Raw genomic sequence first — 25220 nt, 5'->3', positions numbered from 1 at the left:
TTTTATTGCTTCTCACTTTACTCATAGTGACATCACTTTCCTTCCAAAGATATCGTTTGTGAATGTTGTTCGTTTTTCGTCCATCTACACGTCCTTCTCATTTTATTTCTTCATCTATCAATTTTATCAGCTTTTTGGCAAAGCCGCGTTCAGTGACGGATAAAATGGTTCTTGCTTCTTTTCCGATCGCTGCACCGAGATCGGCTTTTGTTCCCGCAACCCGAAAAGGACATGAATAAAAGCTCGTTTTATCCGTGAATTTTTTAATCGTATTGGCCGAAGCATCCCCGGCGACGATAACGAGATGTGCTTTTTTTGCCTGTACGGTTTTAAGAACGGTGTCGTCACCGCTTTTCAGCTCTCCTGCCCGGGCGGCAAGCCCGAGAAAAGACAATGCTTTATCGTTCATGCTTTACGCCTCTGCGCTCTTCTATAAGACGATCGTAATCATCGCTCGATATATTCACCTTTAAATGGCGGCTCAACGAATCTTTTGCTTTCGCCTGTAAAAAAACATCATCACTGTCTGTTAAATACGCGCCCCGCCCGTTCTTTTTACCCGAGCGGTCGACAAAAACGGTGTTATCCGGGTCCCGAACGACTCGCACCAATTCTTTCTTGGGCTTTTCCTCTCCAGTAATGATGCACTTTCTCATGGGAATTTTTTTAGCCATAGCCGTTCACCCTCATTTTTACAAATCTTCTGTGTCTAAATCAATGCTTGTGCTCGTTACCGGAATTTCTTCGGCATCCTCCGGGGAGAAAATACCAAGCTCTTCAGCTTCAGTTTCACTTTTAATATCGATTTTCCAGCCGGTAAGCTTGGCGGCCAGACGGGCGTTCTGCCCGCGCTTGCCAATAGCAAGAGACAGCTGGTAGTCCGGCACTACGACGAGCGTGCTTTTTTCTTCTTCATTTACCTGCACATCCAGGGCTTTCGCCGGGCTTAGGGAATTCGCCACATATTCCACCGGATTTTCCGACCATTGCACGATGTCAATTTTTTCACCCTTCAGCTCTTTGACGATGGTCTGGACGCGCTGGCCGTTCGGCCCTACGCAGGAGCCGACCGGATCCACTTCCGGATCATCCGCAAACACCGAAATTTTCGAGCGGTCGCCTGCTTCCCGTGCCACTGAAATGATCTCTACTGTACCGTCGTAAATTTCCGGTACTTCAAGCTCAAACAGCCGCTTCAATAAGCCCGGGTGCGTACGGGAGATAACAATCTGCGGACCTTTGGTCGTTTTTTCCACTTTCGTGATGTACGCTTTCAGGCGGTCATTATGGTTGTACGTTTCATTTTGCATCTGTTCGCTCTGGGGCAGCAGAGCTTCTACTTTTCCGAGATCCACGTAGATAAAGCGGTGGTCCTGGCGCTGCACAATGCCGGTCATAATATCTTCTTCGCGGTCGATAAAATCAGAATAAATAATGCCGCGCTCTGCTTCACGCACGCGCTGGGTCACGACCTGCTTTGCCGTCTGGGCTGCAATACGCCCGAAGTTCTTCGGAGTGACTTCCATTTCCACTACGTCGTCAAGCTCGTACGACGGGCTGATAGCCTGCGCTTCCTCCTGGGAGATTTCAAGCCGCGGATCGAATACCTCTTCGACTACTTCTTTGCGGGCAAATACCTGAATCGATCCGGTGTCACGATTGACATCCACCCGGACGTTCTGTGCCTGGTTGAAGTTTCGCTTGTAGGCGGAAATCAACGCGGCTTCGATCGCTTCAAGCACTATTTCTTTATCGATTCCTTTGTCTTTTTCCAGTACGTCCAATGCTTCCATAAAGTCTGCATTCATGGAATTAAGATCCTCCTTTTTCTCGATGCCCGCCGCACCGTTAAAAAATGATAGCGAGCCTTGCTTTAGCTACTTTACTGTATGGTACATGAACCGTGCGTTCCTTCTGTTTCTGTTTGGTGAAAATCAAAAGCTCTCCGTCTTTGAAGTCACTCAGCTTTCCTTCGAACGCTTTTTCCCCTTCAACGGGTTCATACGTGGTCACGTACACGTTTTTTCCGACTGAACGGCGGATGTCTGCTTCGTTGTTCAGTGGACGCTCCGCGCCCGGCGAAGAAACTTCCAGATAATAAGCTTCCTGAACCGGGTCCAGGTCGTCGAGCTGTTCACTCAGTCGTTCGCTCACCCGTCCGCAGTCCTCAAGATGCACACCGGAGGGACTGTCCACAAACACCCGAAGGTACCAATTTTTTCCTTCTTTTTTATACTCTGTATCCACCAGTTCCAGGTCCAGTTCTTCAGCAATCGGCCGTGCCAGGCGTGCTGCAATGTCTTTAATACTTTCTTTCATTACGTACCTCCCTGCTGCTTTGTCATCATCTTCATTTCTTCCAATGATAGTATATAGTTTATTTTATGCAGAAAGCTTCAACCATAAATGAAAGAGTGGGTGTTTACCCACTCTTTCGCCGTCTCGATATACCTCTCACTGCCCATTATCATAGCACGTTTCGCGCAATTCCGCAAGTCTCCCCGCTGTTTAGAACAAGGAAAGTTGGTTCGTGTCGGGCAGCCCGCCGAGGCATCCGTGCAGATCAAGATGCTCGATCACCGTTTTGGTTGCCTTGCTGCGCTGCTGCAGATCTTCCTTGGACAAGAATTCACCGTCAGCGCGGGCTTTCACAATATTAACCGCGGCGTTGGTGCCCACTCCTTCCAAAGCGTTAAACGGCGGGATCAACTGGTCGCCGTCGACGACAAATTCGCTCGCCTCCGAACGGTACAGATCCACCTTTTGGAAACGATAGCCCCGCTCGGTCATTTCAAGCGCGAGCTCGAGCACCGTCACCAGGCTTTTTTCCTTTGGCGAGGCGTCAAAGCCCTTAGCCTGAATTTCATCAAGCTTCGCGCGGATGGAGGTGCTTCCGTTAATCATGGTCGGCAGATCAAAGTCGTCCGCCCGCACCGTAAAATACGCTGCATAGAACAGTATCGGGTGGTGCACTTTAAAGTAGGCGATCCGGACCGCCATCAGCACATAGGCGGTGGCGTGCGCTTTCGGGAACATGTACTTGATCTTCAGGCAGGACTGAATGTACCACTCCGGCACGCCGTGATTTTTCATTTCTTCGATCCATTCCGGGTCAAGGCCGCGTCCTTTACGGACAAATTCCATAATTTTAAAGGCGAGCGAGTGTTCGATGCCTTTATAAATCAAATACACCATAATGTCGTCCCGGCAGCCGATCACGTCCTTCAGCTCACACGTGCCGTTCTGGATCAGTTCCTGGGCGTTGCCGACCCATACGTCCGCGCCGTGCGACAGACCCGAAATCTGAACCAGCTCGGAAAACGTCGACGGCTTCGTGTCTTCAAGCATCTGCCGCACAAAACGGGTGCCAAACTCCGGTATGCCGTACGTGCCTGTTTTACAATTAATCTGCTCCGGCGTGACGCCGAGTACTTCCGGACCGCCGAAGATTTTCATCACTTCCGCATCGTCGGTCGGAATGGTCTGTGGGTCAATGCCGCTTAAATCCTGCAGCATGCGTATAACTGTCGGATCATCGTGGCCGAGTATATCAAGCTTCAGCAGGTTGTCGTGAATGGAATGAAAGTCAAAGTGCGTCGTTTTCCATTCCGACGTTTTGTCGTCCGCCGGAAACTGGATTGGACAGAAGTCGTGGATGTCATACTCATCCGGGACGACGATAATCCCGCCCGGGTGCTGGCCGGTCGTCCGTTTGACGCCCGTACATCCACTGACCAGCCGGTCGATTTCCGCTCCGCGCAGATGCAGCTCGTGGTCGCTCTGATAGCCTTTCACGAACCCGTACGCTGTTTTGTCCGCCACGGTTCCGATTGTACCTGCCCGGTAGACTTTCTCCTCGCCGAATAGTTCTTTCGTGTAATTATGGGCCCGCGGCTGGTAGTCACCGGAGAAGTTCAAATCAATATCGGGAACTTTATCACCTTTAAACCCGAGGAAGGTTTCAAACGGGATGTCATGCCCGTCTTTAATCATATCCACGCCGCAGCTGTCACATTGCTTGTCCGGCAGGTCAAAGCCGGAGCCGACCGAGCCGTCATCAAAAAACGTCGATTGCTTGCATTCCGGACAAACATAATGCGGGGGCAGCGGGTTCACTTCGGTAATTTCTGTCATCGTGGCAACAAACGACGAACCGACCGAGCCCCGGGAGCCGACCAGATAGCCGTCTTCGAGGGATTTTTTTACGAGCTTCTGCGAAATCAGGTAGATAACGTCAAAGCCGTTACCGATAATACTGTCGAGCTCTTTATCGAGCCTGGTTTTCACAAGCTCCGGTATTGGCGAGCCGTAGATGCTTTCCGCCCGGCGGTAGCACATTTCGCGTATTTCCTTGTCCGAGCCTTCGATGTTTGGTGTATACAGGTCGCTTGGCACCGGATGAATCGTCTCCACCTGGTCAGCGATCGCCCGTGTGTTTTCTACCACAATCCTTTCTGCCGTGCGGTCATCGAGAAAATCAAAGCAGGAAAGCATTTCCCCGGTCGTACGGAAGTGCACCTGCGGAAGTGTCTGGTTGTTCAGCGGGTTCGCCCCGCCCTGCGATGCAATCAGGATCTGCCGGTAGCTGTAGTCGTGCTCATCCATATAGTGGGCGTTGCCGGTGGCAACGACCGGAAGATTCAGTTCATCCCCGGTGCGGATAATTTTCTGAATCACATCCCTAACGTCATCGTAGCTTTTCAGAAGCTCCTTTTCCACGAGATGCGCATAGTTTTCCGGCGGCTGTACCTCGAGATAATCGTAAAATTCAGCGGCTTTTTTCGCTTCGTCCTCCGACTTCTGCATCATCGTTTCAAACACTTCGCCTTTGTCACACGCCGAGCCGACGAGTATGCCTTCGCGGTACTTCTGCAGCTTCGAACGCGGGATCCGGGGCGTCCGGAAAAAATACTCCAGATGCGACAGCGTAACGAGGTGATACAGATTCTTCAGCCCTTCCTGCGTCTGGGCGATCAGAGTGCAGTGCGACGGACGCAGGCGGTGAAAGCCGGACTGGCCCATGTTATCATTGAGCTGTTTATGGTTGGTAATGTCCTGGGCGAGCGCATCCTTTACCATTTTCCAAAGCAGATAACCGGTTGCTTCCGCATCGTAAATCGCCCGGTGATGGCTTACGAGTTCAATATCAAACGTTTTACAAAGCGTATTCAGCCGGTGGTTTTTTAAATTCGGATACAAAAAGCGGCCGAATTCGAGCGTATCAATCACCGGCATATCTGCCGTTTTACCAATTTTTTTGTATCCCTCCCGGAGAAATCCCATATCAAAGCTTGCGTTATGGGCAACAAGCACCGAGTCCTTGGAAAAGGCGTGGAAGTCTTCCAGTACCGGCTCGATCTCCGGGGCGTCGACGAGCATATCGTCTGTGATGCCGGTGAGGTTAATAATGGTATCGGTCAGTTTTTCATGCGGATTTGAAAAGCGTTCAAACCGGTCGATAATCTCGCCGTCTTTTACTTTAACCGCTGCGAGTTCGATGATGGAATCGTACACGACCGACAGACCGGTTGTTTCCACGTCAAAAACGACATAGGTCCCTGTTTCAAGATCCACATCCGCCTCGTTGTAAGCGATCGGAACGCCGTCATCCACAAGGTTCGCCTCCATGCCGTACAGCACTTTAATATCGTGCTTTTTGCCGGCATTGTATGCTTCCGGAAACGACTGCACGACACCGTGGTCCGTAATTGCGACCGCCGGGTGCCCCCATTCGGCTGCCCGGGCCACGTATTCCCCGGCAGAAACGGTCGCATCCATCTGGCTCATGTTCGTGTGGGCGTGCAGCTCGACACGCTTTTCTTCGGCATCATCGGTTTTGGACGCTCCCTGCACCTGGATGACATCGTTTGCGATCATCACCAGGTCACGGACGAATGTATCGTCCTGCACGCCGCCACGGGCCTTTACCCAGATGCCCTTTTGCACGGCTTCGAGCAGCGGCACCTGTTCTTTATCCTTGGAAAACATTTTGATCATTATCGAATCTGTGTAGTCGGTAATTTTAAACGTTAACAGCGTCCGCCCGCTGCGGAGCTCCTTCGTTTCTGCTTCGAAAATGTAGCCCTCTACGGTCACGCGGCGTTCTTCCTCGCGGATATCCTTCAGCGGCACTGCTTCGTCTTTGATCGGGTAGCCGATCTGAATCGACTGGGAGGCTCGCTTGGAGTCGGCTTCGGATTCTTTTTTCTTTCGTTCCATCATTGCTTCTATTACTTTCGAATGCTCTTCTTGCTTTTTCTTTTCTTCAAACTGTTCCTTTTCTTCATCGCTCGTTTTGGCTTCCATGGTGAACGCGGCAGCCGGCAGGCCGAACAGCGGCAGGACATCATTCATCGCCTGCTGCAGCTTCGGCCCGAGCGAATTCATTTCGATGTCGCTTTTGCACGGGAAAATCAGCTCGCCTTCCCGCAAAAACGGCGCTCCCCCGTTCAGCCTCATTCGCAGATGAGGATCATACTGTTCGAGCTTCTGCATTATAAGCGGCCAGTAATCAGGGACGGCGTCCACAGGCACGGTTGTGCCTTCCTCGTAATGAAGCGTGAAATCAACAGCTGCGATGCTTTCAAACGCGGACTGCAGCTTCTCCTTCAGCAGTGCGTACACCGTGAACGGAAGCGGTGCTGCAAGCGTCAGATGGAAATGCCACTGCTTCTGTTCTTTATGAATAACAAGCTTTTCGAGGCGGCCTTCGGTAAAATAACGGTTGGTTTCTTCTTCCGGCATGCCAATCTGCTCAAGTAGCAACTCAAAACGTTCCTGCTGGATGTGACGGTCGGTCTGCACGTTTCTCGCCTCACTTTTTCGTTCTTTTATCATCTATTTTATCAAAAAAATTCATCTTCGGCAGGCACAGGGAAGAGGGAAACCCCTCCTGGAGCATCCAGAAAGGGTTAATGGATTTCAGCCCACAGCTTCTCTAAATACTGCGGCAGGTCGCTGACAGCGACTTCCACGTTTTCTTCGGCAGTTCGGGCTTTTACTTCCACAATCTGCTCTCCTGCTTTTTTACCGGAAGCAATACGGACCGGAAGGCCGTAAAGATCAGCATCCTTAAACTTCACTCCCGGCCGCTCCCTCCGGTCATCGAGCAGTACGGACCAGCCGCTTTTCTGAAGGCTGTCATACAGCTCTTCCCCGAGCTGCTGCTGGTCCTCCTGCTTCGGATTGATCACAAGCAGATGCAGGTCAAACGGGGCAGCTGCTTTCGGCCAGCAGATGCCGCTCTCGTCATGATTCTGCTCAATGACAGCAGCAATCGTCCGGCTCACACCGACGCCGTAGCTGCCCATAATGATCGGGCGGGCTTTTCCGTTTTCATCCAAAAATGTGGCTCCGAGGGCTTCGCTATACTTCGTGCCAAGCTTGAAGACGTGCCCGACCTCTATACCTTTGGCGAAACGGACAGTCCCCCGGCCGTCCGGGGATGGCTCGCCTTCCTGGATGAAACGCAGATCAGCGTACTCTCCTACCGGAAAGTCTTTTTCCGGCACCGCATTCTGGTAGTGCCTCCCGTTTTCGTTAGCTCCGCATACCGCGCCTGCCATGCCGCGGACCGCGTAATCAGCAAGCACCTCCACGTCTCCGGAAAGGCCGGCAGGACCGATAAACCCGGGTTCTGCCCCGAACGCTTCTTCAATTTGCCCGGCGGATGCCGGCTCAAGCACTTCAGCTCCCAGGGCGTTTGCGACCTTCACTTCGTTGACGTCATGATCACCGCGCATAAGCACGGCTACCAGGCGGCCGTCTGCATCAAACGCCACCGTTTTCAGGCACTGCTCATGCCTGATGCCAAGTTTTGCAGCCACTTCTTCGATAGTTCGTTCCTTCGGTGTATCAACCATGGTCATTTCTTCAGCGACCGGCTCCGGCTTTGACACGGTGTCCGGGATGGCAGCTATTTCAATATTAGCCGCAAAATCGCTCTCGTCAGAATACACGATGGTGTCTTCCCCAACGTCGGAAAGCACAGTGAATTCGTGGGTCTCGCCCTGACCACCCATCGCTCCGGCATCGGCCTGGACGGCCCGGTAATTCAGTCCCAGCCGGGTAAAAATCCGCTCGTAGGCGCGATACATGGCCCAGTAGCTTTCGTTCTGCGCTTCGTAGGAGGTATCAAACGAATACGCGTCCTTCATAATAAATTCGCGGGCACGAAGCACTCCGAAGCGCGGGCGCGCTTCGTCGCGGTATTTGGTCTGGATCTGGTACAAAATCGCAGGCATACGTTTGTATGTATTCATTTCATCTTTTACAAGGGCGGCAATGTTTTCTTCATGCGTGGGACCGAGAACAAAATCCCGCTGGTGGCGGTCTTTAAAGCGCATCAGCGCCGGCCCGTAATTGTCATAGCGGCCCGAGGCCTGCCATACCTCTGCCGGCTGCATGGCAGGAAGCAGTACTTCCTGCCCGCTTGCCGCATCCATTTCCTCGCGGACGATGCTTTCGATCTTGCGCAACACCTTATGGCCAAGCGGAAGGTAGGAATATACCCCGGCTGCGCTCTGACGGATCAGGCCGGCACGAAGCATCAGCTGGTGGCTTGCAATGTCCGCTCCCTGCGGCACATCACGGAGGGTGGGACTGAATAAAAATTGTTGTCGCATACTATATCATCCTCTTTCTCTTATACATCTGCGTCTGTAAGCTCTTTGGTTATTTTAACATAAGAACGGTGACGGGGCCTTGGCTCCGTCACCGTTTTTTTATTACGTGAATAAGCGATTAATATCGTTCCATGTGACTGCGATCATAAGCAGCAGCAGCAGCGCAAAACCGAGCAGGTGGATGACGCCTTCCTTCTGCGGCTCGATCGGCTTACCGCGGATCGCTTCGGCAATAATGAACAAAAGCCGTCCTCCGTCAAGCGCCGGCAGCGGCAGGAGATTGACGATTCCGAGGTTGACGCTGATCATGGCGGACCACGCAATAAGCGTGAGAAGTCCGGTTGCAATCACCTGGTCCGTGGCGTCATAGATTCCTACCGGGCCTGCCAGGTCATCGAGGGAGAACTCCCCGGTCACAATCGTGCCGAGCGTCTGGAAAATCAGCGTGGAAACTTCATACAGCTGGGTGCCTCCATATTCCAATGCGCCCGTAAAGGATCGTTCTAGCTCGGCATAAACACCGATCTGGCCGAATTCTTCGCTTGATCCCTCCTGCACCGGAACACCGTCGATAGTAACCGTATCTTCGATTGTTTCTCCGCCGCGTTCAGCGGTGACTGTCACTTCTTCTCCCGGACGCTCCTGAACCACACCGGTCATTTCATCCCAGGAATTTACGGACTCGCCGTCTACGGAAGTGATTACATCGCCTTCTTCAAACGCGGATTCGCTCAGCGGCGAACCGTCTGCAATACCTCCAATCACCGGAGTATCCTGCGGGACACCGTGCGCTAGAGCGTAAATACCAAACAGCACGAAAGCCAGCACAAAGTTCATAAACGGGCCGGCAAAGATCGCTACCGCTTTTTTCCACGGACGCTTGGAGCCGAACTGGCGGTCCCACGGTGCAATCTGTTCTCGCTTTTCGTCCACAATCAGGTCGCATGTGCGGTCGATCTCATACCGCTTCAGCCCGGAGTCTTCCTCATCCTCCACAGCTTCAATATAAAGCTCGCGCTCCATATCAATTGATTCCACAGATACAACTTTTGCTTCCGGATGCTTAGATTTATTATTGACGATGATTTCTTTGACTTTTCCGGCATCGTTAAAAGTCAGGCCGATTTCATAGCCCGGTTTGATGTTGACCGGGTCGGGATCGTCCCCGGCCATCCGTACATAGCCGCCAAGCGGGAGCAGCCGGATCGTGTAGACCGTTTCATTGCGCTTCGTCGAAAATATTTTGGGCCCGAAGCCGATCGCAAACTCCTGGCATAAAATGCCGACTTTTTTGGCAAAATACAGATGGCCCCATTCGTGAATGGCCACCAATAAGCCGAACATGATAATTACCGCTATCAGCGTATCCAAAGCTTATTCACCTTCTTCTTTTGCTCTTTCTTTTCATTATAGAGTGTTTGTGAAAGAACGTCACGTTATAAGCGTCTGCACATGTTCTCTAGTTTCCCGGTCTGCGCGTAAAATCGTGTCAAGATCCGGATGCTCGATGCGCTGGTGACGGGATAGCGCCTCTTCCACCGCGGTTTCAATTTCAAGAAAAGCGCATTTCCCATCTAAAAACATAGCGACAGCCTGCTCATTGGCAGCGTTTAGCACGGCCCCCATGGATCCGCCGGCTCTGCCGGCATCATAGGCAAGACGCAGGCTGCGGTAGCGTTCAAAATCCGGCGGCTGAAAATGCAGGGCACCTATTTCCCAAAGATTCAGCGATTCTTTAGCCGGATAGTCAAGGCGCTCCGGATAAGTCATTGCGTACTGGATCGGCACACGCATGTCCGGCAGCCCGAGCTGGGCAATGACGCTTGTATCCTGGTACTCCACGAGCGAGTGAATGATGCTTTCTTTATGAAGCAGCACGTCGATACGCTCGTATGGAATACCAAACAGCCAGTGCGCTTCGATTACTTCAAAGCCTTTGTTCATCATCGTAGCCGAATCGATCGTGATTTTGGCCCCCATGCTCCAGTTTGGATGATTTAAGGCGTCTTCCACGGAGACCCCGTCGAGATCGGATCGTGAGTAGTCACGGAAGCTCCCTCCCGAGGCCGTGAGAATCAGGCGGCTCACTTCCTTCAAGCTATTTCCTTCCAAACACTGGGCGATCGCCGAATGCTCGCTGTCGACCGGCAGCAGGCGCACGCCGTGCTCCTTTGCCTTTTCCATCACAAGATGCCCGGCGGTGACGAGCGTTTCTTTATTGGCGATCCCAATATCCACCCGGTTTTCGATGGCCCGCAAGGTCGGCTCAAGCCCCATGCTTCCGCTGACCGCGTTCATCAAAAAGTCACAGGAGCTTCCTGCAATCTCGATCAGGCCTTCATGGCCCCATACGATGCGTATACGTCCGCCGTATTCCGCCTGAAGCGTTCGGGCATCTTCTTTTGTGTGGACGGATACAATCTCCGGAGAAAATTCTTCAATCTGCTTTCGTACGAGATCAACATTTCTGCCGGCAGCAAGCGCTGTTATCCGAAAGCGCTCCGGGTGCAGACGAATAACGTCAAGCGTCTGTGTACCGATAGATCCAGTAGATCCAAGCAATGCTATTCGTTTCATGACGAAGACTCCTTTAGGTTGGCAACCTGCGTTTTTGTATTAACCAAAAAAATAGAAAAAATGAAGCAGGGGCATCACGAAAATCAAGCTGTCAAACCGGTCTAGTATACCTCCGTGGCCAGGCAGAATGTTGCCGGAATCCTTCACAGCGTAATGACGTTTTAACGCCGATTCCACCAGGTCCCCGAGCTGGCCAAAGATAGATGTTACTACGATAAAAGCACTCATGATCAGATAGGAATGAAACACCGGATACACGGCTTCAAAGATAAAGCCGACGACAAATGCCGCCACGAGCCCCCCGACAAACCCTTCGATGGTTTTTTTGGGGCTGATCTCCGGCCACGGCCGGTGGCGCCCAAAATTTTTCCCGATGAAATATGCCCCGGAATCGGTGGCCCAGATTAAAAACAAAATCAAAATCACAACGGCAAGGCCGATATCCGGGAGCTGGCGGATCATGATTAAACTGTGAAACCCATACCCTATGTACACAGAGGACAAAATAACAAACCCTGCTTCATCGAAGGTGAAGGAATTTTTGGTTACTACTGTTAATGCAAGCAGGCCCAGAATCATTGTTAAAAAAATCTCTGTTTTCGTTATGTGCTGCAAAAATGGATAGTCGAGCCATTCTGTCGGCACGAGCAGTATCCACATAAAGCCCATACTGATTAAACCCCGGAAGGATACCAGCGGGATTCGTTTCATGCGCATTATTTCAAACATGGCGACAGAAGCAAGCAAAGCGATCAAAAGAGTAAACCATTCGCGGCCCACAAATACAATCGCCAAGACGAGTACTGCTCCGATAAGACCCGTAATCGCCCGCAATCCCATAAAAGACCTCCCCTTCAGTCGTTAAACGCCTCCGTACCTGCGTTTTCTCTGCTGATATTCTATGACAGCTTCCGCTAAGCCTTCTTCATTAAAGTCCGGCCAGAGCGTTTCGGTAAACCAAAATTCCGCATAAGCCAACTGCCACAGCATGAAATTGCTGAGCCGGATTTCACCGCTCGTGCGAATAAGCAGATCAGGGTCCGGGAGCTGGTTTGTATACAACCGATTGGTGATGAGTTCTTCATTGATGGCCTCTGCCTTCATCCGCCCCTCTTCCACGTCTTTTGCAAGCTCCTGTACGACGTGCACGAGTTCGTGCCGCCCTCCGTAGTTAAGGGCAAAGTTTAAGACGATGCCGGTATTTTCAGCTGTTGCGTCCACAGCCTCCTGCACGGCCTGCAGCGTATGGCCCGGCAGCTTGTCCGCATCGCCCATCATCCGTACTTGTACATTGTTTTTCATCAACTTCGGCAGCTCTTTAGCCAGGAATCGCTCTGGGAGCTGCATGAGAAAATTCACTTCTGATTTCGGGCGTTTCCAGTTTTCAGTGGAAAAAGCATAAAGAGTTAAGTATTTCACACCGAGTTCGTGCGCTTTTTCCACTACTTTCGTGATCGCTTTCATACCTTCGCGGTGGCCGGCTACACGGGGCAGGCCTCTTTTTTTTGCCCAACGGCCATTGCCATCCATAATAATAGCCACATGGGCAGGCGTATTCACTTTTACTGCCGTGGCATTCGCCTCCGTCCATGGATTTATTTGATTAAATAGTCGATCGTTCATAACGAGGGCACCAGCCTTTTCCCCTTTGTCTAATTTATATGGCACGCGTCAAATTATTTCCATATAAAAACCGTTCCTGCCTCAGCATTGTTGAAGAACGGAAAGCAGTATTTCTGTTTATTTTTCCCCTCCGGCAGCGCGTATTCTTCGTGCCGGTTTTGTTCTTACAAAAAAACCCTCTTGAATGCAGAGGGTTCCAGTCTGTTCCTATTGTAACTCGATTTGCATCAAACTTCCATAACTTCTTTTTCTTTTTGTTCTGCTGCCTGATCCACCTGGCGGATATATTTGTCAGTCGCTTTTTGCACCTGCTCCTGCTCGCGCTTTAAATCATCCTCGGTGATTTCATTGCTCTTTTCATCTTTTTTCAACGTATCATTGGCATCACGGCGGATGTTGCGGATAGCCACCCGTGCTTCCTCCGCGTATTTGTTAATCAGCTTGCTCATTTCCTTCCGGCGGTCTTCCGTCATCGCCGGGATCGGAATCCGGACTACTTCGCCGTCGTTGCTCGGATTCAGGCCAAGCTCTGCTTTTTGAATACCTTTTTCCACGTCCTTGATGGAGCTTTTGTCAAAAGGCGTTACAACAAGCAGGCGCCCTTCCGGCACGGTGATCGTTGCGAGCTGTTGAAGCGGCACCTCGGCGCCGTAGTAGTCGACAACTACCCGGTCGAGCATGGAGGCGTTTGCCCTTCCTGTCCGCAGTGTTGCAAGCTCCCGGCTTAAAGAATCCACTGATTTTTTCATCTTATCCTCTGTTGCTTTCATGTCATGAGCCATCGTTGTTCCTCCTTATTATTGTTCCAATGTCTTCGCCCATTACTGCTTTTTTGATGTTTCCTTCTTCCATAATCGAAAATACGAGCAGTGGGATGTTGTTGTCCATACAGAGCGTTGAAGCCGTAGAGTCCATCACTTTCAGGTCATGATTTAAAATGTCCAGATACGTGAGTGACTGGTACTTTTTAGCATCCGCATTGGCAGACGGGTCTGAGTCATATACCCCGTCCACTTTGTTTTTAGCCATCAAAATGATGTCAGCCTCTACTTCAGCTGCGCGCAGTGCCGCTGTCGTATCTGTAGAGAAGTACGGGTTCCCGGTTCCAGCCGCAAAAATTACTACCCGCTTTTTTTCTAAATGACGGATGGCCTTCCGGCGGATGTACGGCTCGGCTACCTGTCTCATTTCAATGGACGTCTGCACTCTCGTAGGGATTTCAATATCTTCGAGGCTGTCCTGCAGCGCAAGCGAATTCATGACTGTGGCGAGCATGCCCATATAGTCTGCCGTGGCCCGGTCCATCCCTTTCGAGCTTCCGGCCATGCCTCTCCATATGTTTCCTCCGCCGACGACAATCACTACCTCTGTTCCCAATTCTACTATTTCGCGGATTTGAGAAGCAATAGATTGAATGACTTCCGGATCAATACCGTAGCCCTGTTGCCCTGCCAATGCCTCTCCGCTCAACTTCAACACAACGCGATTGTATTTCTCCATCGTCATGAACCCCGCCTTTATATTATGTATCGCAGAAGCCCTTAAGCTTCTGCCCTGATATTACTTTTAGAAAAAAGGAGAGCCTACGGACCCCAGAGGATTCGATATGGACTCTCCATACTGCCAATTTATTTCTTTACTTGGTTCATTACTTCGTCTGCAAAGTTTTCGTCGCGCTTTTCCATGCCTTCGCCTACTTCGTAACGGACAAATGTGCGCACGGAAGCACCTTTGCTTTTCAAGTAGTCGCCTACTTTTTGGTCGGTATCCTTTACAAATTCCTGGTCGAGCAGGCAGATTTGTTCAAAATACTTGCCGATACGGCCTTCAACCATTTTTTCAACGATGTTTTCCGGTTTGCCTTCATTCAGTGCCTGCTGCTTCAGCAGTTCACGTTCACTGTCTGCTTCTTCCTTCGGCACATCTTCACGGGAAACGTATTTCGGGCTGATAGCCGCTACGTGCATCGCTACGTCTTTAGCAAGGTCACTGTCTTCTGTGTTTTCAAGAACAGTCAGCACGCCGATGCGTCCGCCCATGTGAAGATAAGCGCCGAAAGCGTCGCCGTCATTTTTCTCTGCAAGCAGAAAACGGCGCAGGGAAATTTTCTCCCCGATGCGTGCAATCTGGTCGTTAATGTAACGATCAAGCGTTACTCCGCTTTCAATCTCCCCGGCCAGTGCTGTATCCACGTCCGCCGGCTGTTCTTTCAAAAGGTACGTAGAAACGTCAGCAACGAGCTGCTTAAACGATTCGTTTTTTGCTACGAAGTCTGTTTCTGCGTTCACTTCCACAATGACCGCCTTGTTTCCTTCGTACGTTGCGTACGTAAGACCTTCTGCCGCTACACGGTCAGCTTTTTTCGCTGCTTTGGAAATACCTTTTTCCCGCAGGTAGTTGATTGCTTCTTCCATGTTGCCGTCTGTTTCGTTGAGCGCTTTTTTGCAGTCCATCATACCTGCACCTGTTTTTTCACGCAGTTCTTTAACCATGCTTGCTGTTACAGCCATTTAAATTCCTCCTTCAATTTTCCATGCATACACGCTTGAGCGCTAATTTTCAAGAAAAAGGGTGATAAAGGGTTTTTCCCTTTTACCACCCTTCGCGTCAGGCCTGGGCCCGTTATATTTATGCAGAGAGCTTACTGGTTTGAAATGCTCTCTTCTTCTGTGCTTCCTTCTTCTTGCGCTGCAGATGCTTCTTGTTCTTTTTCCTGGGCAGCTGCCTGCTCACGGGCTTTTTCCTCTGCACCCTGGGTGGCTTCGATAACCGCATCGGCCATTTTTCCAGTAAGAAGGCGAACGGCACGGATAGCGTCGTCGTTACCCGGGATCAGCTTGTCGATTTCGTCCGGATCACAGTTAGTATCAACGATCGAAATGATCGGAATGTTTAGTTTGTGAGCTTCTGCCACTGCGATACGCTCTTTGCGCGGATCGATAATAAACAGGGCATCCGGAAGCTTGTCCATCTCTTTAATGCCGCCAAGGACTTTTTCGAGACGGTCTTTTTCTTTATTTAACAGCATAACTTCTTTTTTCGGAAGAATGTCAAAGGTACCGTCTTCTTCCATTTTTTCAAGATCTTTCAGGCGGGCGATCCGTTTGCGGATCGTAGCGAAGTTCGTTAACGTACCGCCTAACCAACGCTGGTTGATATAGTACATGTTTGAACGGATCGCTTCGTCACGCACAGAGTCCTGCGCTTGTTTTTTCGTTCCGACGAAAAGGATTTTTCCTCCGTCTTCTGCAATGCTGCGCACGTATTTGTACGCTTCTTCGACTTTACGTACCGTTTTTTGAAGGTCAATGATATAAATACCATTACGCTCCGTGAAAATATAACGGCTCATTTTAGGGTTCCAGCGACGAGTCTGGTGACCGAAGTGTACCCCTGCTTCAAGCAACTGTTTCATAGAAATAACAGCCATAAAATAATTCCTCCTTAGGTTTTTTCCACCGCAAGCGTCATATTCATGCAAAACTTTCTTTATCGAAAGCACCTCTGCATAAATCAGCTTTTGCGTGTGTTTTTAACACCAACACGTAATATACCATACGTGTCTGCAGTACGCAATGTCAAAGCTTACTTTTCCTGCATCTGCAAAAACAGATGCACCTCCCGCTGTCCGATCGACAGACTCTTGGCGATATCTTTTTCCTTCCATCCCTCTTTGTACAACATTATAACACGGTCCATCAGTGATTCCTTCGGGGACGCTTTACCCTCTGGCATTGCAGAACCCTCCCCAACCGCTTCCATTTCCTCTACAGGGCTTTCCGGTCCGTCCCATTCTGCACGGAGACGTTCATTGTCACGTTTCATCTCATCCGTGTAGTAGATTAAAAGCTGTTCGATTTCCTTCTTATCATTCTTTACCTGCCGCAGCTCGCCTGCCACCGACTGAAGCTTTATCCACAAAGCACCGGCAGCCATCAGGGCAAGCAGGCTAAATATTAAAGCCATCGCCATTCTCCCTTCTCACGTTCTTTCTTCCGTCTGCTTTAAATACTGTCTCAGCCGGAAAAGCGCTTTGGAGTGAATCTGTGAAATCCGGGACGTAGACAGGGACAAAATATGGCCGATTTCCGTCAGCGTCATTTCCTCCAGGTAAAAAAGAGAAACGACCTTCTGTTCTTTTTCGGGCAGCTGGGCTATTGCTTCACCCAGCTCGTGCAGAGAAGCCTGGTCGGTAAGCATTTCCTCCGGCGACGGAGCGTTAGGATCCACAATCGCTCCCCGGTACGTTTCATCACGCTCACCATCCGGTGTCGCTTCGTCCATGGAAAGCATATGCACAAAATAGTTTTCCGCTATTACTTTCGATACCTCTGAAGACTTCATATCCAGTTCTTCACCAATCTCCCGGTCGGAGACGAAACGCCCCTTTTTTTGTTCAAGCCATTCAGCCGTCTCTTCAATTTTCTTTGTCTTTTCCCGAAGGGAGCGCGGCATCCAGTCCTCCTGGCGGAGCCCATCAATAATAGCCCCGCGTATCCGGAAGGAGGCGTATGTATCAAATTTCAAATCCCGGGCCAGGTCGAATTTTTTCATTGCATCGTACAGGCCCATTAATCCGTGGCTCATAAGATCTTCCCGGTTTACATTTTTCGGAAGCGTGGCCGCGATACGCTGAACATGATAATGCACAAGGGGCGTGTAAATGTTGACTAATTGGTCGGCCGCTGCATCGTCATAATTTTCCAGCCATTTCTCCCAAATCTCCTGATGAGCATGCGCTGTCGATCTACTCATGTAACCTTCCCCCTGTTCATATTATCATTGTTTCTCCACCGGTCGGCTTGATCCGGAGAGCTCCCGTAGCCACGTCGAATTCTATTGTTCTGCCAATGTGCCCGCCTGTTTCTTCCGCTGTCAGGGGTACCGACCGCCCGGCAAGCAATTCTTTTGCCGCTTCAACATTTCGTTTTCCGATATTCAGATGATCTGTCTGAAACTGAAACATTCTTGCTCCCCCGGCTAGCTTCGCTTCCAGGGAATCTATTGGGATCCGGCGTTCTTCGAATCCGGTGAATGCCTTTTTCACAGCCGTGTCTGCATACTTTGCTTCGTTAACATGCTGGCCCTCTCTTGCCATCTCAGATGACGGAAGCATGGCATGGATCAGACAGGCACACTGGCACCGGAGCGAATAAATTACAATACCGACACATGAACCAAGACCACTTGTGGTAAGAATATCGCCGTTTTGCCCCCACTGCATATCCGCCATGGCCACTTTCACTTTCGCTGGTTTAACGTCCACGTTTTTCATGCCCCGCTCTCCTGCACTCCAAGCGAGGCAAAAATTTTTGGAAGCGAGTGAGCATCCGGAAGCATAAAAAACCGTCCTGCCATCTGTGATTGATGCTCCCCTTTTGTCATGTTGGTATCGATCATGATCGCTTCATCTCCTTCCAGGCCTGCTTCGATCAGTCCTTCGCTTAAAAGCGCTCCGATCATGTCAACAGCAGACGACGGGACCGTCGGCATCATATAAAGCCCGGTAAAATCCGAAAGCGCCGATAAATAAGACCCGGCCAGAATATTGGTTAGTTCGCATACTGCCGAGGCGAACAAGTCTTGCTCATTTTCGGGCGTTCTGGAAATATTCCAGCTTTCTACAAGTGCTCTTCCAACCGTCTGCATTTCTTCGGGCTCCAGGACAAAAAATATGCTTCCACTGATATGACCCGCGATACGGAGAAAGGTAACCGCCGCCACTTTTTCTTCCCCTCCGGCCGCTTCAAGCAGCTCAGGGAATGGGACCATCTGCACCAACGGCACGCTGATCTGGACCGGTGTTTTCAGCAGCGAAGACAGTGCTGTTGCCGCATTCCCCCCACCAATGGTTCCGACTTCTTTTAATATATCGAGCTCTACCTCACGTGTGCCCATCATTTCACCCCTTTTTCATATGCGGTGTTATTTACAAGCTCCCCGATCCGCTCCCCGATCGCGTGGAGCGGCAGCACTTCATCAATTACGCCTGCCTGGACCGCTGCCCGGGGCATGCCATATACAATGGCCGTTTCTTCTGATTCAGCAATAGCATAAAGAACTGCTCTCACTTTCAATACTTTTAATCCATTTGTTCCGTCATTTCCCATGCCGGTTAAAATAACGCTGAGTACGCGCAGGCTGTCTACACCAGCAAGGGAGGCAAGCAGAATGTCTACTGATGGATGATACCGGTCGCCGGTTCTGCTCTCGCTTACCACCGTTACCAGCTGGCCCCTGTGCCTCCGGACCTCAAGCTGCCGGCCTCCGGGTGCAATATACGCGCTGCCCTTCTGCAGCAGGTCGCCGTCTTCGGCTTCTTTGACATTCCAGCTGTAATCCCGGTTCAGCCTGTCGGCAAGCGACCTGGTGAACCCGGACGGCATATGCTGGACAACCAAAATCGGCAGTGCTACTGTCTCCGGCATCGACTGAAAGAGTTTTTGCAGTGCTGCCGGACCGCCTGTAGAGGTGCCGATCACCAACAGATCCCACGGTCCTGTTAAATTAGAATAGTAATTTTTCATATACTCGGGCTCCGTCCTACATGCGGGCAGAGGCGAATAACCGCTGCTTCATTCCTGTAATAAATTGCCGGAACGGAGCGCCATCCGTTGCTGGTTCCCGTTTTTTCACCCACAGAGTGGCTGCGATCTGCTTCATGCTCTGTGAAGCGCCACAGTTCGGGTACGCGATTACAAGCGGGGTCTGCTCCATAACTGCCCTGCTTACTTTTGGATCACTTGGAACCATCGGCAGAAGCATAAGCTGCATCCCGAGGAACCGTTCACTGACCGACGTTAATTTCTGCGCTGCCGCTCGGCCGTCTTTTTTCTGCTCCACCCGATTGATAACAGCGGCAAATGGAAAGTCACTCTTATGTGACCGGATATATTTCATCATTGCGTAGCCATCCATCAGCGCCGTTGGCTCCGGGGTCGTTACCAGGATTCCGCGCTCGGTTGTGGCAATCAGATGCATATGGTTTTCGTTCAGCCCTGCCCCCATATCAAAGATAATAAAATCAAATGCGCCTTCGAGCAGCTGAAGCTGTTCGTAAAACCGCTGCTTATGCTCCTCCTCCATATGAAAAATACCGGAAAGGCCCGATCCTCCCGCCACCCACTGCACGCCGGATGGGCCCGGCTGAATTAATTCAAAGATGCTTTTATTTTCCGTAAACATTTCCTGAAAAGGGGGAATCGGCGCACATCCGAGCAGAATATCGAGGTTGGCCATCCCGGTATCCATGTCAATTAACAGCACTTCCGCTCCAGCCTCCGCCAGGGATATAGCCACGTTCAGGGACACGTTTGATTTACCCACGCCCCCTTTTCCACTCACTACCGACAACACTCTCGTCTGCCTGCGGCGCCTTTTTTGCATTTGCTCTCGCAGGCTTTCCGCCTGATCATTTTTCACCGAGCGCCCTCCCTGCTATTTTTGCTGCAAGCCACCGGTTGTCTGCTGGTTCAATGTCTTCCGGCACTTCCTGTCCCGTAGTGACAAACGCCACCCGGAGCGAAAATTCATCGATAATATTCAGCAGCGCCCCAAACGATGTGGTTTCGTCCGTTTTGGTAATAATAACCTCGTTTGATATATAAGGAAGAAATTTTTCAGCGACTTCTTTCATATCCTTGTATTTAGCTGTCAGTGACAGTACGAGCACGGTTTTAATCGGTTCCCCGGCTGGGAGAAGGCGCTGCGCCTCCTCTACTGTCTGTTCATGCAGAAAATTTCTGCCCGCAGAATCAATGAATACATAATCATGTGTCCGGGACTGGGCTACTGCCTCGATATAATCTGCCTGGTCATAGATAACATGCACCGGCGCTTCCATGATGGAGGCATAGGTATTCAATTGGTCGACCGCTCCCATGCGGAAGGTATCTGTCGTAAAAAAGGCAATGGATTTTTTTCTCTGGAGCATTTCCCGGGCCCCAAGCTTCGCAAGCGTCGTCGTTTTTCCGACCCCGGTCTGGCCGACCAGCTGAATCATTCGGGACGGCACCGCTTCTGCAGCGGGATGCCGATGCTCCAGCCACTCCCGTATGCAGTCTTCGAGCACAGCCGCTTCCTGCCGGCGCCCCTTCTCTGCGTACCATTTTTCCATGAACCGGTTCATCAGCTCTTCTTCCACCTGTCCGTTTACTTCCTGGGCCTTTAAAGCGGAAGCTACGGCCCGAAAAGGCGCCGGGGCCGAAGACGGAAGACTTTCTGTCATCTTCCCCGGGCCCTGGGCCGCCTTAATTTCTTCAGGTGGGTCCGGCTTCACAATGTTTGCCGGAGGTTTTCGTTCTTTTTTGCGGGGCGGAGCATCATCAATTCCTGCATAAACTTCAAGCTTTTCTACAGATTTTAATCCAAACCATGTTCTGACTTTGACAGGCTTGGAATGCAGAATGACTGCTTCATCACCAAATTCCCGCCGCACCTTCGCCACCGCTTCCGGCATTGAATCCGCTGTAATTTTTTTCATTCTCATTCATTGTTCACCACCCCAACGCTTTGAACTTCGACCGAAGGTTCAAGCTCGTTATAAGATAAAACCGGCATCTGCGGAAAAAATCGCTCAATCAGCTGTCTTACGTGCATACGCACAGCCGGCGAACAGAGAATAACCGGCGTTTTCCCGAGATTCATCAGCTGCTCGGCTTCTGCGCCAATGCGCTGGACCACCCGCTGGGATTCGTTTGGATCCATTGCCAGATAATTTCCGCTTTCGGTCTGCTGAAGCGCATCGGCAATTTTCTTTTCAATGCTGCCGCTGAGTGTAACGACCTGCAGCAGCTCTTCCCCGTCCGCATACTGCTTGGAAATCTGTCTTGAGAGCGCCTGCCGTACGTACTCAGTAACGATGTCCATATCCTTGGTCATCGTGCCGTATTCTGCCAGTGCTTCAAAAATGGTCGGCATGTTCCGGATGGATACTCCTTCCCGGAGCAGCTTAGCCAGTACCTTCTGTACATCCCCGATTGTGAGCATTGAAGGTGTCACTTCTTCCACAAGGGTCGGATATGTTTCCTTCAGGTGTTCAATCAGCTGCTTCGTTTCTTCACGGCCGAGCAGCTCGTGGGCATGGGTTTTAATGACTTCGGTTAAATGCGTGCTTACCACGGACGGCGGATCGACGACGGTGTAGCCGGCATCCTCGGCAATCTCCCGCTCTTCTTCCGGAATCCAGAGGGCCGGCAGCCCGAAGGCTGGCTCGGTGGTTTCAATGCCGTCAATTGGCTCTTCAGCTCCGGTGCCCATCGCCATGTAATGATCCATGTAAAGCTCGCCCCGGGCGATTTCACTGCCGCGCATGCGGACTACGTATTCGCCCGGCTGCAGCTGGATATTGTCACGAATCCGTATTACCGGCACCACCATACCAAGCTCCAGCGCCAGCTGGCGCCGGATCATCACAACCCGGTCGAGCAGATCGCCTCCCTGCTTTGCATCCGCAAGCGGGATCAGGTTGTAGCCGAATTCAAATTCAATCGGATCCACATCCAGCAGCTGCATCACGCTGTCCTGCGAACGCAGGTCCTCCTCCTGTGCCTCTTCGGTTTCATGGACCGCCGCCTGTGCTTCCTGCAGTACCGTCTGCCTGATGGTAAATCCAATTGCAGCCATCGCTCCGGCAATACAGGTGGTCAAAAAGAAGTTGATCGGCGTGAACACACCGAGCAGAAAAATGGCCCCTGAAGCAACAAACAGCATCGGCGGGAAAGCAAACAGCTGTTTTGTAATATCGTGGCCGAGGTTGCCCTCCGACGCTGCCCGCGTCACAACAATACCAGTCGCCGTGGATATTAGAAGAGCTGGTATCTGGCTGACGAGTCCGTCCCCGACAGTAAGGAGCGTAAAGGTGTTTGCCGCCGTTCCGATATCCATTCCGTGCTCGGTCATGCCGATCACAAGGCCGAAAATAACATTGATAATAACGATCACAATCCCTGCGATGGCATCACCCTTCACAAACTTACTTGCCCCGTCCATTGAGCCATAAAAATCGGCTTCCCGTTCGATTTTCTCCCGGCGCGCTTTTGCCTGCTGTTCGGAAATGACGCCGGCGTTCAGGTCGGCATCGATGCTCATCTGCTTGCCAGGCATCGCGTCGAGGGTAAAACGCGCCCCGACCTCCGACACCCGTTCTGCCCCTTTTACAATAACGACAAACTGAATAACGACAAGGATGACAAAAACCACCAGGCCGACGAAGGCACTGCCCTGCACCACAAAGCTTCCGAACGTTTCAATAACGTTGCCTGCTTCAGCATTGCTTAAAATGGAACGGGTCGTCGAAACGTTCAACCCGAGCCGAAACAGCGTTACAAGCAAAAGCAGCGTAGGAAAAATGCTGAATTCGAGCGGCTCTTTCGTGTTCATCGCCACAAGAATCACCAGAAGCGCCAGCGAAATATTGGCCATAATTAAGACGTCTAAGATAAATGTCGGCAGCGGGATGATCAGCATAATGACGATCAATATAACGCCGAGCAGCACTGATAATTCTCTAAATCCCATAACGTTACTCCTTTTCTACCCGTTTTTCCTTTTAAGGCGGTACACGTATGCAAGCACCTCGGCCACGGCTTTGAATAGATCTTCAGGTATTTCATCATCGATCTCGGACTGGGCATACAGCGCACGGGCGAGCGGCTTGTTTTCCACCATCGGGATAGCATGTTCACCTGCTTTTTCCTTAATCCTCCGGGCCAGATGATCGGCTCCCTTAGCAATCACCTTCGGCGCCCCCATCGCCCCTTCTTCGTAGCGGAGCGCGACCGCAAAATGCGTCGGGTTCGTAATGACGACATCTGCTTTCGGCACTTCTTCCATCATCCGTCCCATCGCGAGTTCCTGCTGCTTCTGCTTTCGTTTGCCGCGGATAAGCGGATCGCCCTCCATGTTTTTCATTTCCTGCTTTACGTCGTGCTTGGACATGCGGATCTGCTTTTCGTGGTCGTGCTTCTGATAAATATAGTCCGGAAGCGAAAGCACGAGCAGCAGCAGGCTTCCGATAATCCCCATCAGCCCGGTCAGCCGGGCAATTTCCATAAATCCGTCGCCAACATCCTTTTGCGATAAAAACAGGAGACGGTCGAGCGCGAGCCAGAGAATGGTAAAAACGACACCGCCGACAAGCGTGATTTTTAAAAGTGCTTTGGCCAGCTCCACAAGCGCCCGGGCTGAAAATATCCGTTTGATACCGCTGAGCGGGTTAATTTTTTCAAGCTTCATTTTGACCGGTTCGCCCGTGAACAAAAAACCAACCTGGGTAAGCGAGGCCGCCACGCCTGCCACCATGGCCACGAGCATTACCGGCAGGATAATAATAACGGATTGGATCGTAATTTCCTGCAGCATCGCCGGAACACTGGCCGTTGTAATTTCCCACTGCATGTATTCTATGTATGTATGCGTCATTAACGCCTGCAAATGATTAAAAATAGTGCCTCCGTACATGTAAAAGAGAGCAAATACTAAAAACAGTATGACTGCTGTATTCACATCGTTACTTTTGGGGACCTGGCCTTTCTGCCTTGTATCCCGGCGTTTTTTAGGCGTGGCCTCCTCGGTTTTTTCCTGTGAAAAGAATTGCAGATCGAGTGTCCACTTCATTCCTGTTCCTCCCCCAAAAGTTCAAGCAGTCCACGCGAGACGTGAAACATGTCTTCATATAAGTACTGAATGGCCAAAAACATCCCGGGAATTGCTACTACAAGCAGCGGCAGCCCTGCCGCAATTTTCAGCGGCAGTCCGACGACGAACACATTCATCTGCGGGACTGCTCTGGCCATGATCCCTAAAGCAAGGTCAACCAGAAAGAGCGAACCAACCAGCGGAAACGCCAGCTGAAAGGCAAGAATAAACATCTGGTTAAAAGCCTCCGCCACATGCGTAACGACCGCTTCATCGCCGAAGGCAAGCCCTGTCTGGTCGATCGGCACAAAGCTGTAGCTGTAATAAATGCCGTCGAGCAGCAGATGGTGGCCGTTCACTGCCAAAAGCATTAAGAGCGCAAAAGCGTAAAAGTAACCGCCGAAAAGCGGGCTCTGGGCACCCGTCTGTGGATCCACCACGTTTGCCACCAAAAAGCCGAAGGAAATGTCAAGAAACATTCCGGCTGTCTGGACAGCATACAGCATAATCGTCGCGATAAGCCCGATCGCAAGTCCGAGCATGACTTCTTTTAACAGCAGGAGAATATACTCGCCGTCCACCGTCATCAGCGGAGCATCCAGTGCCGGAAAAATAGCCAAAGCAAGAAAAAATGCCAAACCTACTTTAAATTGATTCGGAATAGTCCGATAAGAGAAAAGAGGCATCGTCGTAAAAAAAGCGAGCACTCGCACAAACACCAGGGAAAAAGCAGGGAGCTGCTCAATTATTGCTTCCATC

24 protein-coding genes are annotated in these 25220 nt (G+C 51.0%); all 24 read right to left on the bottom strand.

Annotated features, from left to right (window positions below; genetic code table 11):
- Nucleotides 1-97: 97 nt before the first annotated feature.
- The 24 genes from B5066_RS12305 to fliR all read right to left on the bottom strand — a co-directional run bounded on the left by B5066_RS12305 (nt 98) and on the right by fliR (nt 25219).
- Nucleotides 98-409 carry a L7Ae/L30e/S12e/Gadd45 family ribosomal protein gene (locus tag B5066_RS12305; RefSeq protein WP_079476201.1) on the bottom strand — a complete coding sequence of 104 codons (312 nt, stop codon included), beginning with the start codon at nt 407-409 and terminating at the stop codon, nt 98-100.
- Nucleotides 399-674, bottom strand: a complete 276-nt coding sequence (gene rnpM, locus B5066_RS12300) for an RNase P modulator RnpM (protein ID WP_079476200.1) — start codon at nt 672-674, stop codon at nt 399-401. Before rnpM ends, B5066_RS12305 begins: the two co-directional genes overlap by 11 nt.
- Before the next feature lie 18 nt (nt 675-692).
- Nucleotides 693-1808: a transcription termination factor NusA gene (nusA, locus tag B5066_RS12295; protein WP_079476199.1), complete on the bottom strand. Its 1116-nt coding sequence runs from the start codon at nt 1806-1808 to the stop codon at nt 693-695.
- Between the two features lie 40 nt (nt 1809-1848).
- Nucleotides 1849-2319 (bottom strand): ribosome maturation factor RimP, encoded by a 471-nt coding sequence (gene rimP / locus B5066_RS12290; protein WP_079476198.1) that lies wholly within the window; start codon nt 2317-2319, stop codon nt 1849-1851.
- 189 nt (nt 2320-2508) lie between these two features.
- Nucleotides 2509-6804 (bottom strand): PolC-type DNA polymerase III, encoded by a 4296-nt coding sequence (locus B5066_RS12285; RefSeq protein WP_371862228.1) that lies wholly within the window; start codon nt 6802-6804, stop codon nt 2509-2511.
- A gap of 107 nt (nt 6805-6911) precedes the next feature.
- Nucleotides 6912-8624: a proline--tRNA ligase gene (locus B5066_RS12280; protein WP_079476196.1), complete on the bottom strand. Its 1713-nt coding sequence runs from the start codon at nt 8622-8624 to the stop codon at nt 6912-6914.
- Nucleotides 8625-8726: 102 nt separating this feature from the next.
- A complete protein-coding gene (rseP, locus tag B5066_RS12275; protein ID WP_079476195.1) occupies nt 8727-9995 on the bottom strand; it encodes an RIP metalloprotease RseP in 1269 nt (422 codons plus the stop codon).
- 60 nt (nt 9996-10055) lie between these two features.
- Entirely contained in the window at nt 10056-11201 is a 1146-nt protein-coding gene (locus B5066_RS12270; RefSeq protein ID WP_079476194.1) for a 1-deoxy-D-xylulose-5-phosphate reductoisomerase, read from the bottom strand.
- 39 nt (nt 11202-11240) lie between these two features.
- Complete coding sequence (locus B5066_RS12265; RefSeq protein ID WP_079476193.1) at nt 11241-12041, bottom strand: phosphatidate cytidylyltransferase; 801 nt, start codon at nt 12039-12041, stop codon at nt 11241-11243.
- Nucleotides 12042-12062: 21 nt separating this feature from the next.
- Nucleotides 12063-12824, bottom strand: coding sequence for an undecaprenyl pyrophosphate synthase (locus tag B5066_RS12260; RefSeq protein ID WP_079477031.1), 762 nt, complete (start codon nt 12822-12824; stop codon nt 12063-12065).
- A 227-nt stretch (nt 12825-13051) separates the two neighbouring features.
- The gene (frr, locus tag B5066_RS12255) at nt 13052-13606 is read right to left on the bottom strand and encodes a ribosome recycling factor (RefSeq protein WP_079476192.1); all 555 of its coding nucleotides are present in this window, start codon (nt 13604-13606) and stop codon (nt 13052-13054) included.
- Complete coding sequence (pyrH, locus tag B5066_RS12250) at nt 13596-14330, bottom strand: UMP kinase (RefSeq protein ID WP_079476191.1); 735 nt, start codon at nt 14328-14330, stop codon at nt 13596-13598. Before pyrH ends, frr begins: the two co-directional genes overlap by 11 nt.
- Before the next feature lie 122 nt (nt 14331-14452).
- Nucleotides 14453-15334, bottom strand: coding sequence for a translation elongation factor Ts (tsf, locus tag B5066_RS12245; protein ID WP_079476190.1), 882 nt, complete (start codon nt 15332-15334; stop codon nt 14453-14455).
- A 131-nt stretch (nt 15335-15465) separates the two neighbouring features.
- Nucleotides 15466-16254, bottom strand: a complete 789-nt coding sequence (gene rpsB / locus B5066_RS12240; RefSeq protein ID WP_079476189.1) for a 30S ribosomal protein S2 — start codon at nt 16252-16254, stop codon at nt 15466-15468.
- A gap of 155 nt (nt 16255-16409) precedes the next feature.
- Nucleotides 16410-16790, bottom strand: a complete 381-nt coding sequence (locus tag B5066_RS12235) for a DUF6115 domain-containing protein (protein WP_079476188.1) — start codon at nt 16788-16790, stop codon at nt 16410-16412.
- A gap of 15 nt (nt 16791-16805) precedes the next feature.
- Nucleotides 16806-17579, bottom strand: coding sequence for a FliA/WhiG family RNA polymerase sigma factor (locus B5066_RS12230; RefSeq protein ID WP_079476187.1), 774 nt, complete (start codon nt 17577-17579; stop codon nt 16806-16808).
- 16 nt (nt 17580-17595) lie between these two features.
- A complete protein-coding gene (locus tag B5066_RS12225; protein ID WP_079476186.1) occupies nt 17596-18099 on the bottom strand; it encodes a chemotaxis protein CheD in 504 nt (167 codons plus the stop codon).
- The gene (locus tag B5066_RS12220) at nt 18096-18722 is read right to left on the bottom strand and encodes a chemotaxis protein CheC (RefSeq protein ID WP_244897367.1); all 627 of its coding nucleotides are present in this window, start codon (nt 18720-18722) and stop codon (nt 18096-18098) included. Before B5066_RS12220 ends, B5066_RS12225 begins: the two co-directional genes overlap by 4 nt.
- Complete coding sequence (locus tag B5066_RS12215) at nt 18722-19351, bottom strand: CheB methylesterase domain-containing protein (RefSeq protein ID WP_079476184.1); 630 nt, start codon at nt 19349-19351, stop codon at nt 18722-18724. The genes B5066_RS12220 and B5066_RS12215 overlap by 1 nt, the downstream gene beginning before the upstream one ends.
- Before the next feature lie 16 nt (nt 19352-19367).
- Nucleotides 19368-20246: a MinD/ParA family protein gene (locus tag B5066_RS12210; protein WP_079476183.1), complete on the bottom strand. Its 879-nt coding sequence runs from the start codon at nt 20244-20246 to the stop codon at nt 19368-19370.
- A complete protein-coding gene (locus B5066_RS12205; protein WP_079476182.1) occupies nt 20236-21312 on the bottom strand; it encodes a flagellar biosynthesis protein FlhF in 1077 nt (358 codons plus the stop codon). Before B5066_RS12205 ends, B5066_RS12210 begins: the two co-directional genes overlap by 11 nt.
- Complete coding sequence (gene flhA, locus B5066_RS12200) at nt 21309-23342, bottom strand: flagellar biosynthesis protein FlhA (protein WP_079476181.1); 2034 nt, start codon at nt 23340-23342, stop codon at nt 21309-21311. The genes B5066_RS12205 and flhA overlap by 4 nt, the downstream gene beginning before the upstream one ends.
- Nucleotides 23343-23357: 15 nt before the next feature.
- Entirely contained in the window at nt 23358-24440 is a 1083-nt protein-coding gene (gene flhB / locus B5066_RS12195; RefSeq protein WP_079476180.1) for a flagellar biosynthesis protein FlhB, read from the bottom strand.
- Nucleotides 24437-25219: a flagellar biosynthetic protein FliR gene (fliR, locus tag B5066_RS12190; RefSeq protein ID WP_079476179.1), complete on the bottom strand. Its 783-nt coding sequence runs from the start codon at nt 25217-25219 to the stop codon at nt 24437-24439. Before fliR ends, flhB begins: the two co-directional genes overlap by 4 nt.
- Nucleotide 25220: the final 1 nt, after the last annotated feature.

This window comes from Marinococcus halophilus (genome assembly GCF_900166605.1).
Lineage (GTDB): Bacteria > Bacillota > Bacilli > Bacillales > Marinococcaceae > Marinococcus > Marinococcus halophilus.
This window is presented reverse-complemented; position numbering and strand designations above follow the sequence as displayed.

Bases quoted from the DNA above. Each gene is read 5' to 3' on its own strand.
- B5066_RS12305 (WP_079476201.1), bottom strand. From the start codon at position 409: ATGAACGATAAAGCATTGTCTTTTCTCGGGCTTGCCGCCCGGGCAGGA.
- rnpM (WP_079476200.1), bottom strand. From the start codon at position 674: ATGGCTAAAAAAATTCCCATGAGAAAGTGCATCATTACTGGAGAGGAA.
- nusA (WP_079476199.1), bottom strand. From the start codon at position 1,808: ATGAATGCAGACTTTATGGAAGCATTGGACGTACTGGAAAAAGACAAA.
- rimP (WP_079476198.1), bottom strand. From the start codon at position 2,319: ATGAAAGAAAGTATTAAAGACATTGCAGCACGCCTGGCACGGCCGATT.
- B5066_RS12280 (WP_079476196.1), bottom strand. From the start codon at position 8,624: ATGCGACAACAATTTTTATTCAGTCCCACCCTCCGTGATGTGCCGCAG.
- B5066_RS12270 (WP_079476194.1), bottom strand. From the start codon at position 11,201: ATGAAACGAATAGCATTGCTTGGATCTACTGGATCTATCGGTACACAG.
- B5066_RS12265 (WP_079476193.1), bottom strand. From the start codon at position 12,041: ATGGGATTGCGGGCGATTACGGGTCTTATCGGAGCAGTACTCGTCTTG.
- B5066_RS12260 (WP_079477031.1), bottom strand. From the start codon at position 12,824: ATGAACGATCGACTATTTAATCAAATAAATCCATGGACGGAGGCGAAT.
- frr (WP_079476192.1), bottom strand. From the start codon at position 13,606: ATGGCTCATGACATGAAAGCAACAGAGGATAAGATGAAAAAATCAGTG.
- pyrH (WP_079476191.1), bottom strand. From the start codon at position 14,330: ATGACGATGGAGAAATACAATCGCGTTGTGTTGAAGTTGAGCGGAGAG.
- tsf (WP_079476190.1), bottom strand. From the start codon at position 15,334: ATGGCTGTAACAGCAAGCATGGTTAAAGAACTGCGTGAAAAAACAGGT.
- rpsB (WP_079476189.1), bottom strand. From the start codon at position 16,254: ATGGCTGTTATTTCTATGAAACAGTTGCTTGAAGCAGGGGTACACTTC.
- B5066_RS12235 (WP_079476188.1), bottom strand. From the start codon at position 16,790: ATGGCTTTAATATTTAGCCTGCTTGCCCTGATGGCTGCCGGTGCTTTG.
- B5066_RS12230 (WP_079476187.1), bottom strand. From the start codon at position 17,579: ATGAGTAGATCGACAGCGCATGCTCATCAGGAGATTTGGGAGAAATGG.
- B5066_RS12225 (WP_079476186.1), bottom strand. From the start codon at position 18,099: ATGAAAAACGTGGACGTTAAACCAGCGAAAGTGAAAGTGGCCATGGCG.
- B5066_RS12220 (WP_244897367.1), bottom strand. From the start codon at position 18,722: ATGGGCACACGTGAGGTAGAGCTCGATATATTAAAAGAAGTCGGAACC.
- B5066_RS12215 (WP_079476184.1), bottom strand. From the start codon at position 19,351: ATGAAAAATTACTATTCTAATTTAACAGGACCGTGGGATCTGTTGGTG.
- B5066_RS12205 (WP_079476182.1), bottom strand. From the start codon at position 21,312: ATGAGAATGAAAAAAATTACAGCGGATTCAATGCCGGAAGCGGTGGCG.
- flhA (WP_079476181.1), bottom strand. From the start codon at position 23,342: ATGGGATTTAGAGAATTATCAGTGCTGCTCGGCGTTATATTGATCGTC.
- flhB (WP_079476180.1), bottom strand. From the start codon at position 24,440: ATGAAGTGGACACTCGATCTGCAATTCTTTTCACAGGAAAAAACCGAG.
- fliR (WP_079476179.1), bottom strand. From the start codon at position 25,219: ATGGAAGCAATAATTGAGCAGCTCCCTGCTTTTTCCCTGGTGTTTGTG.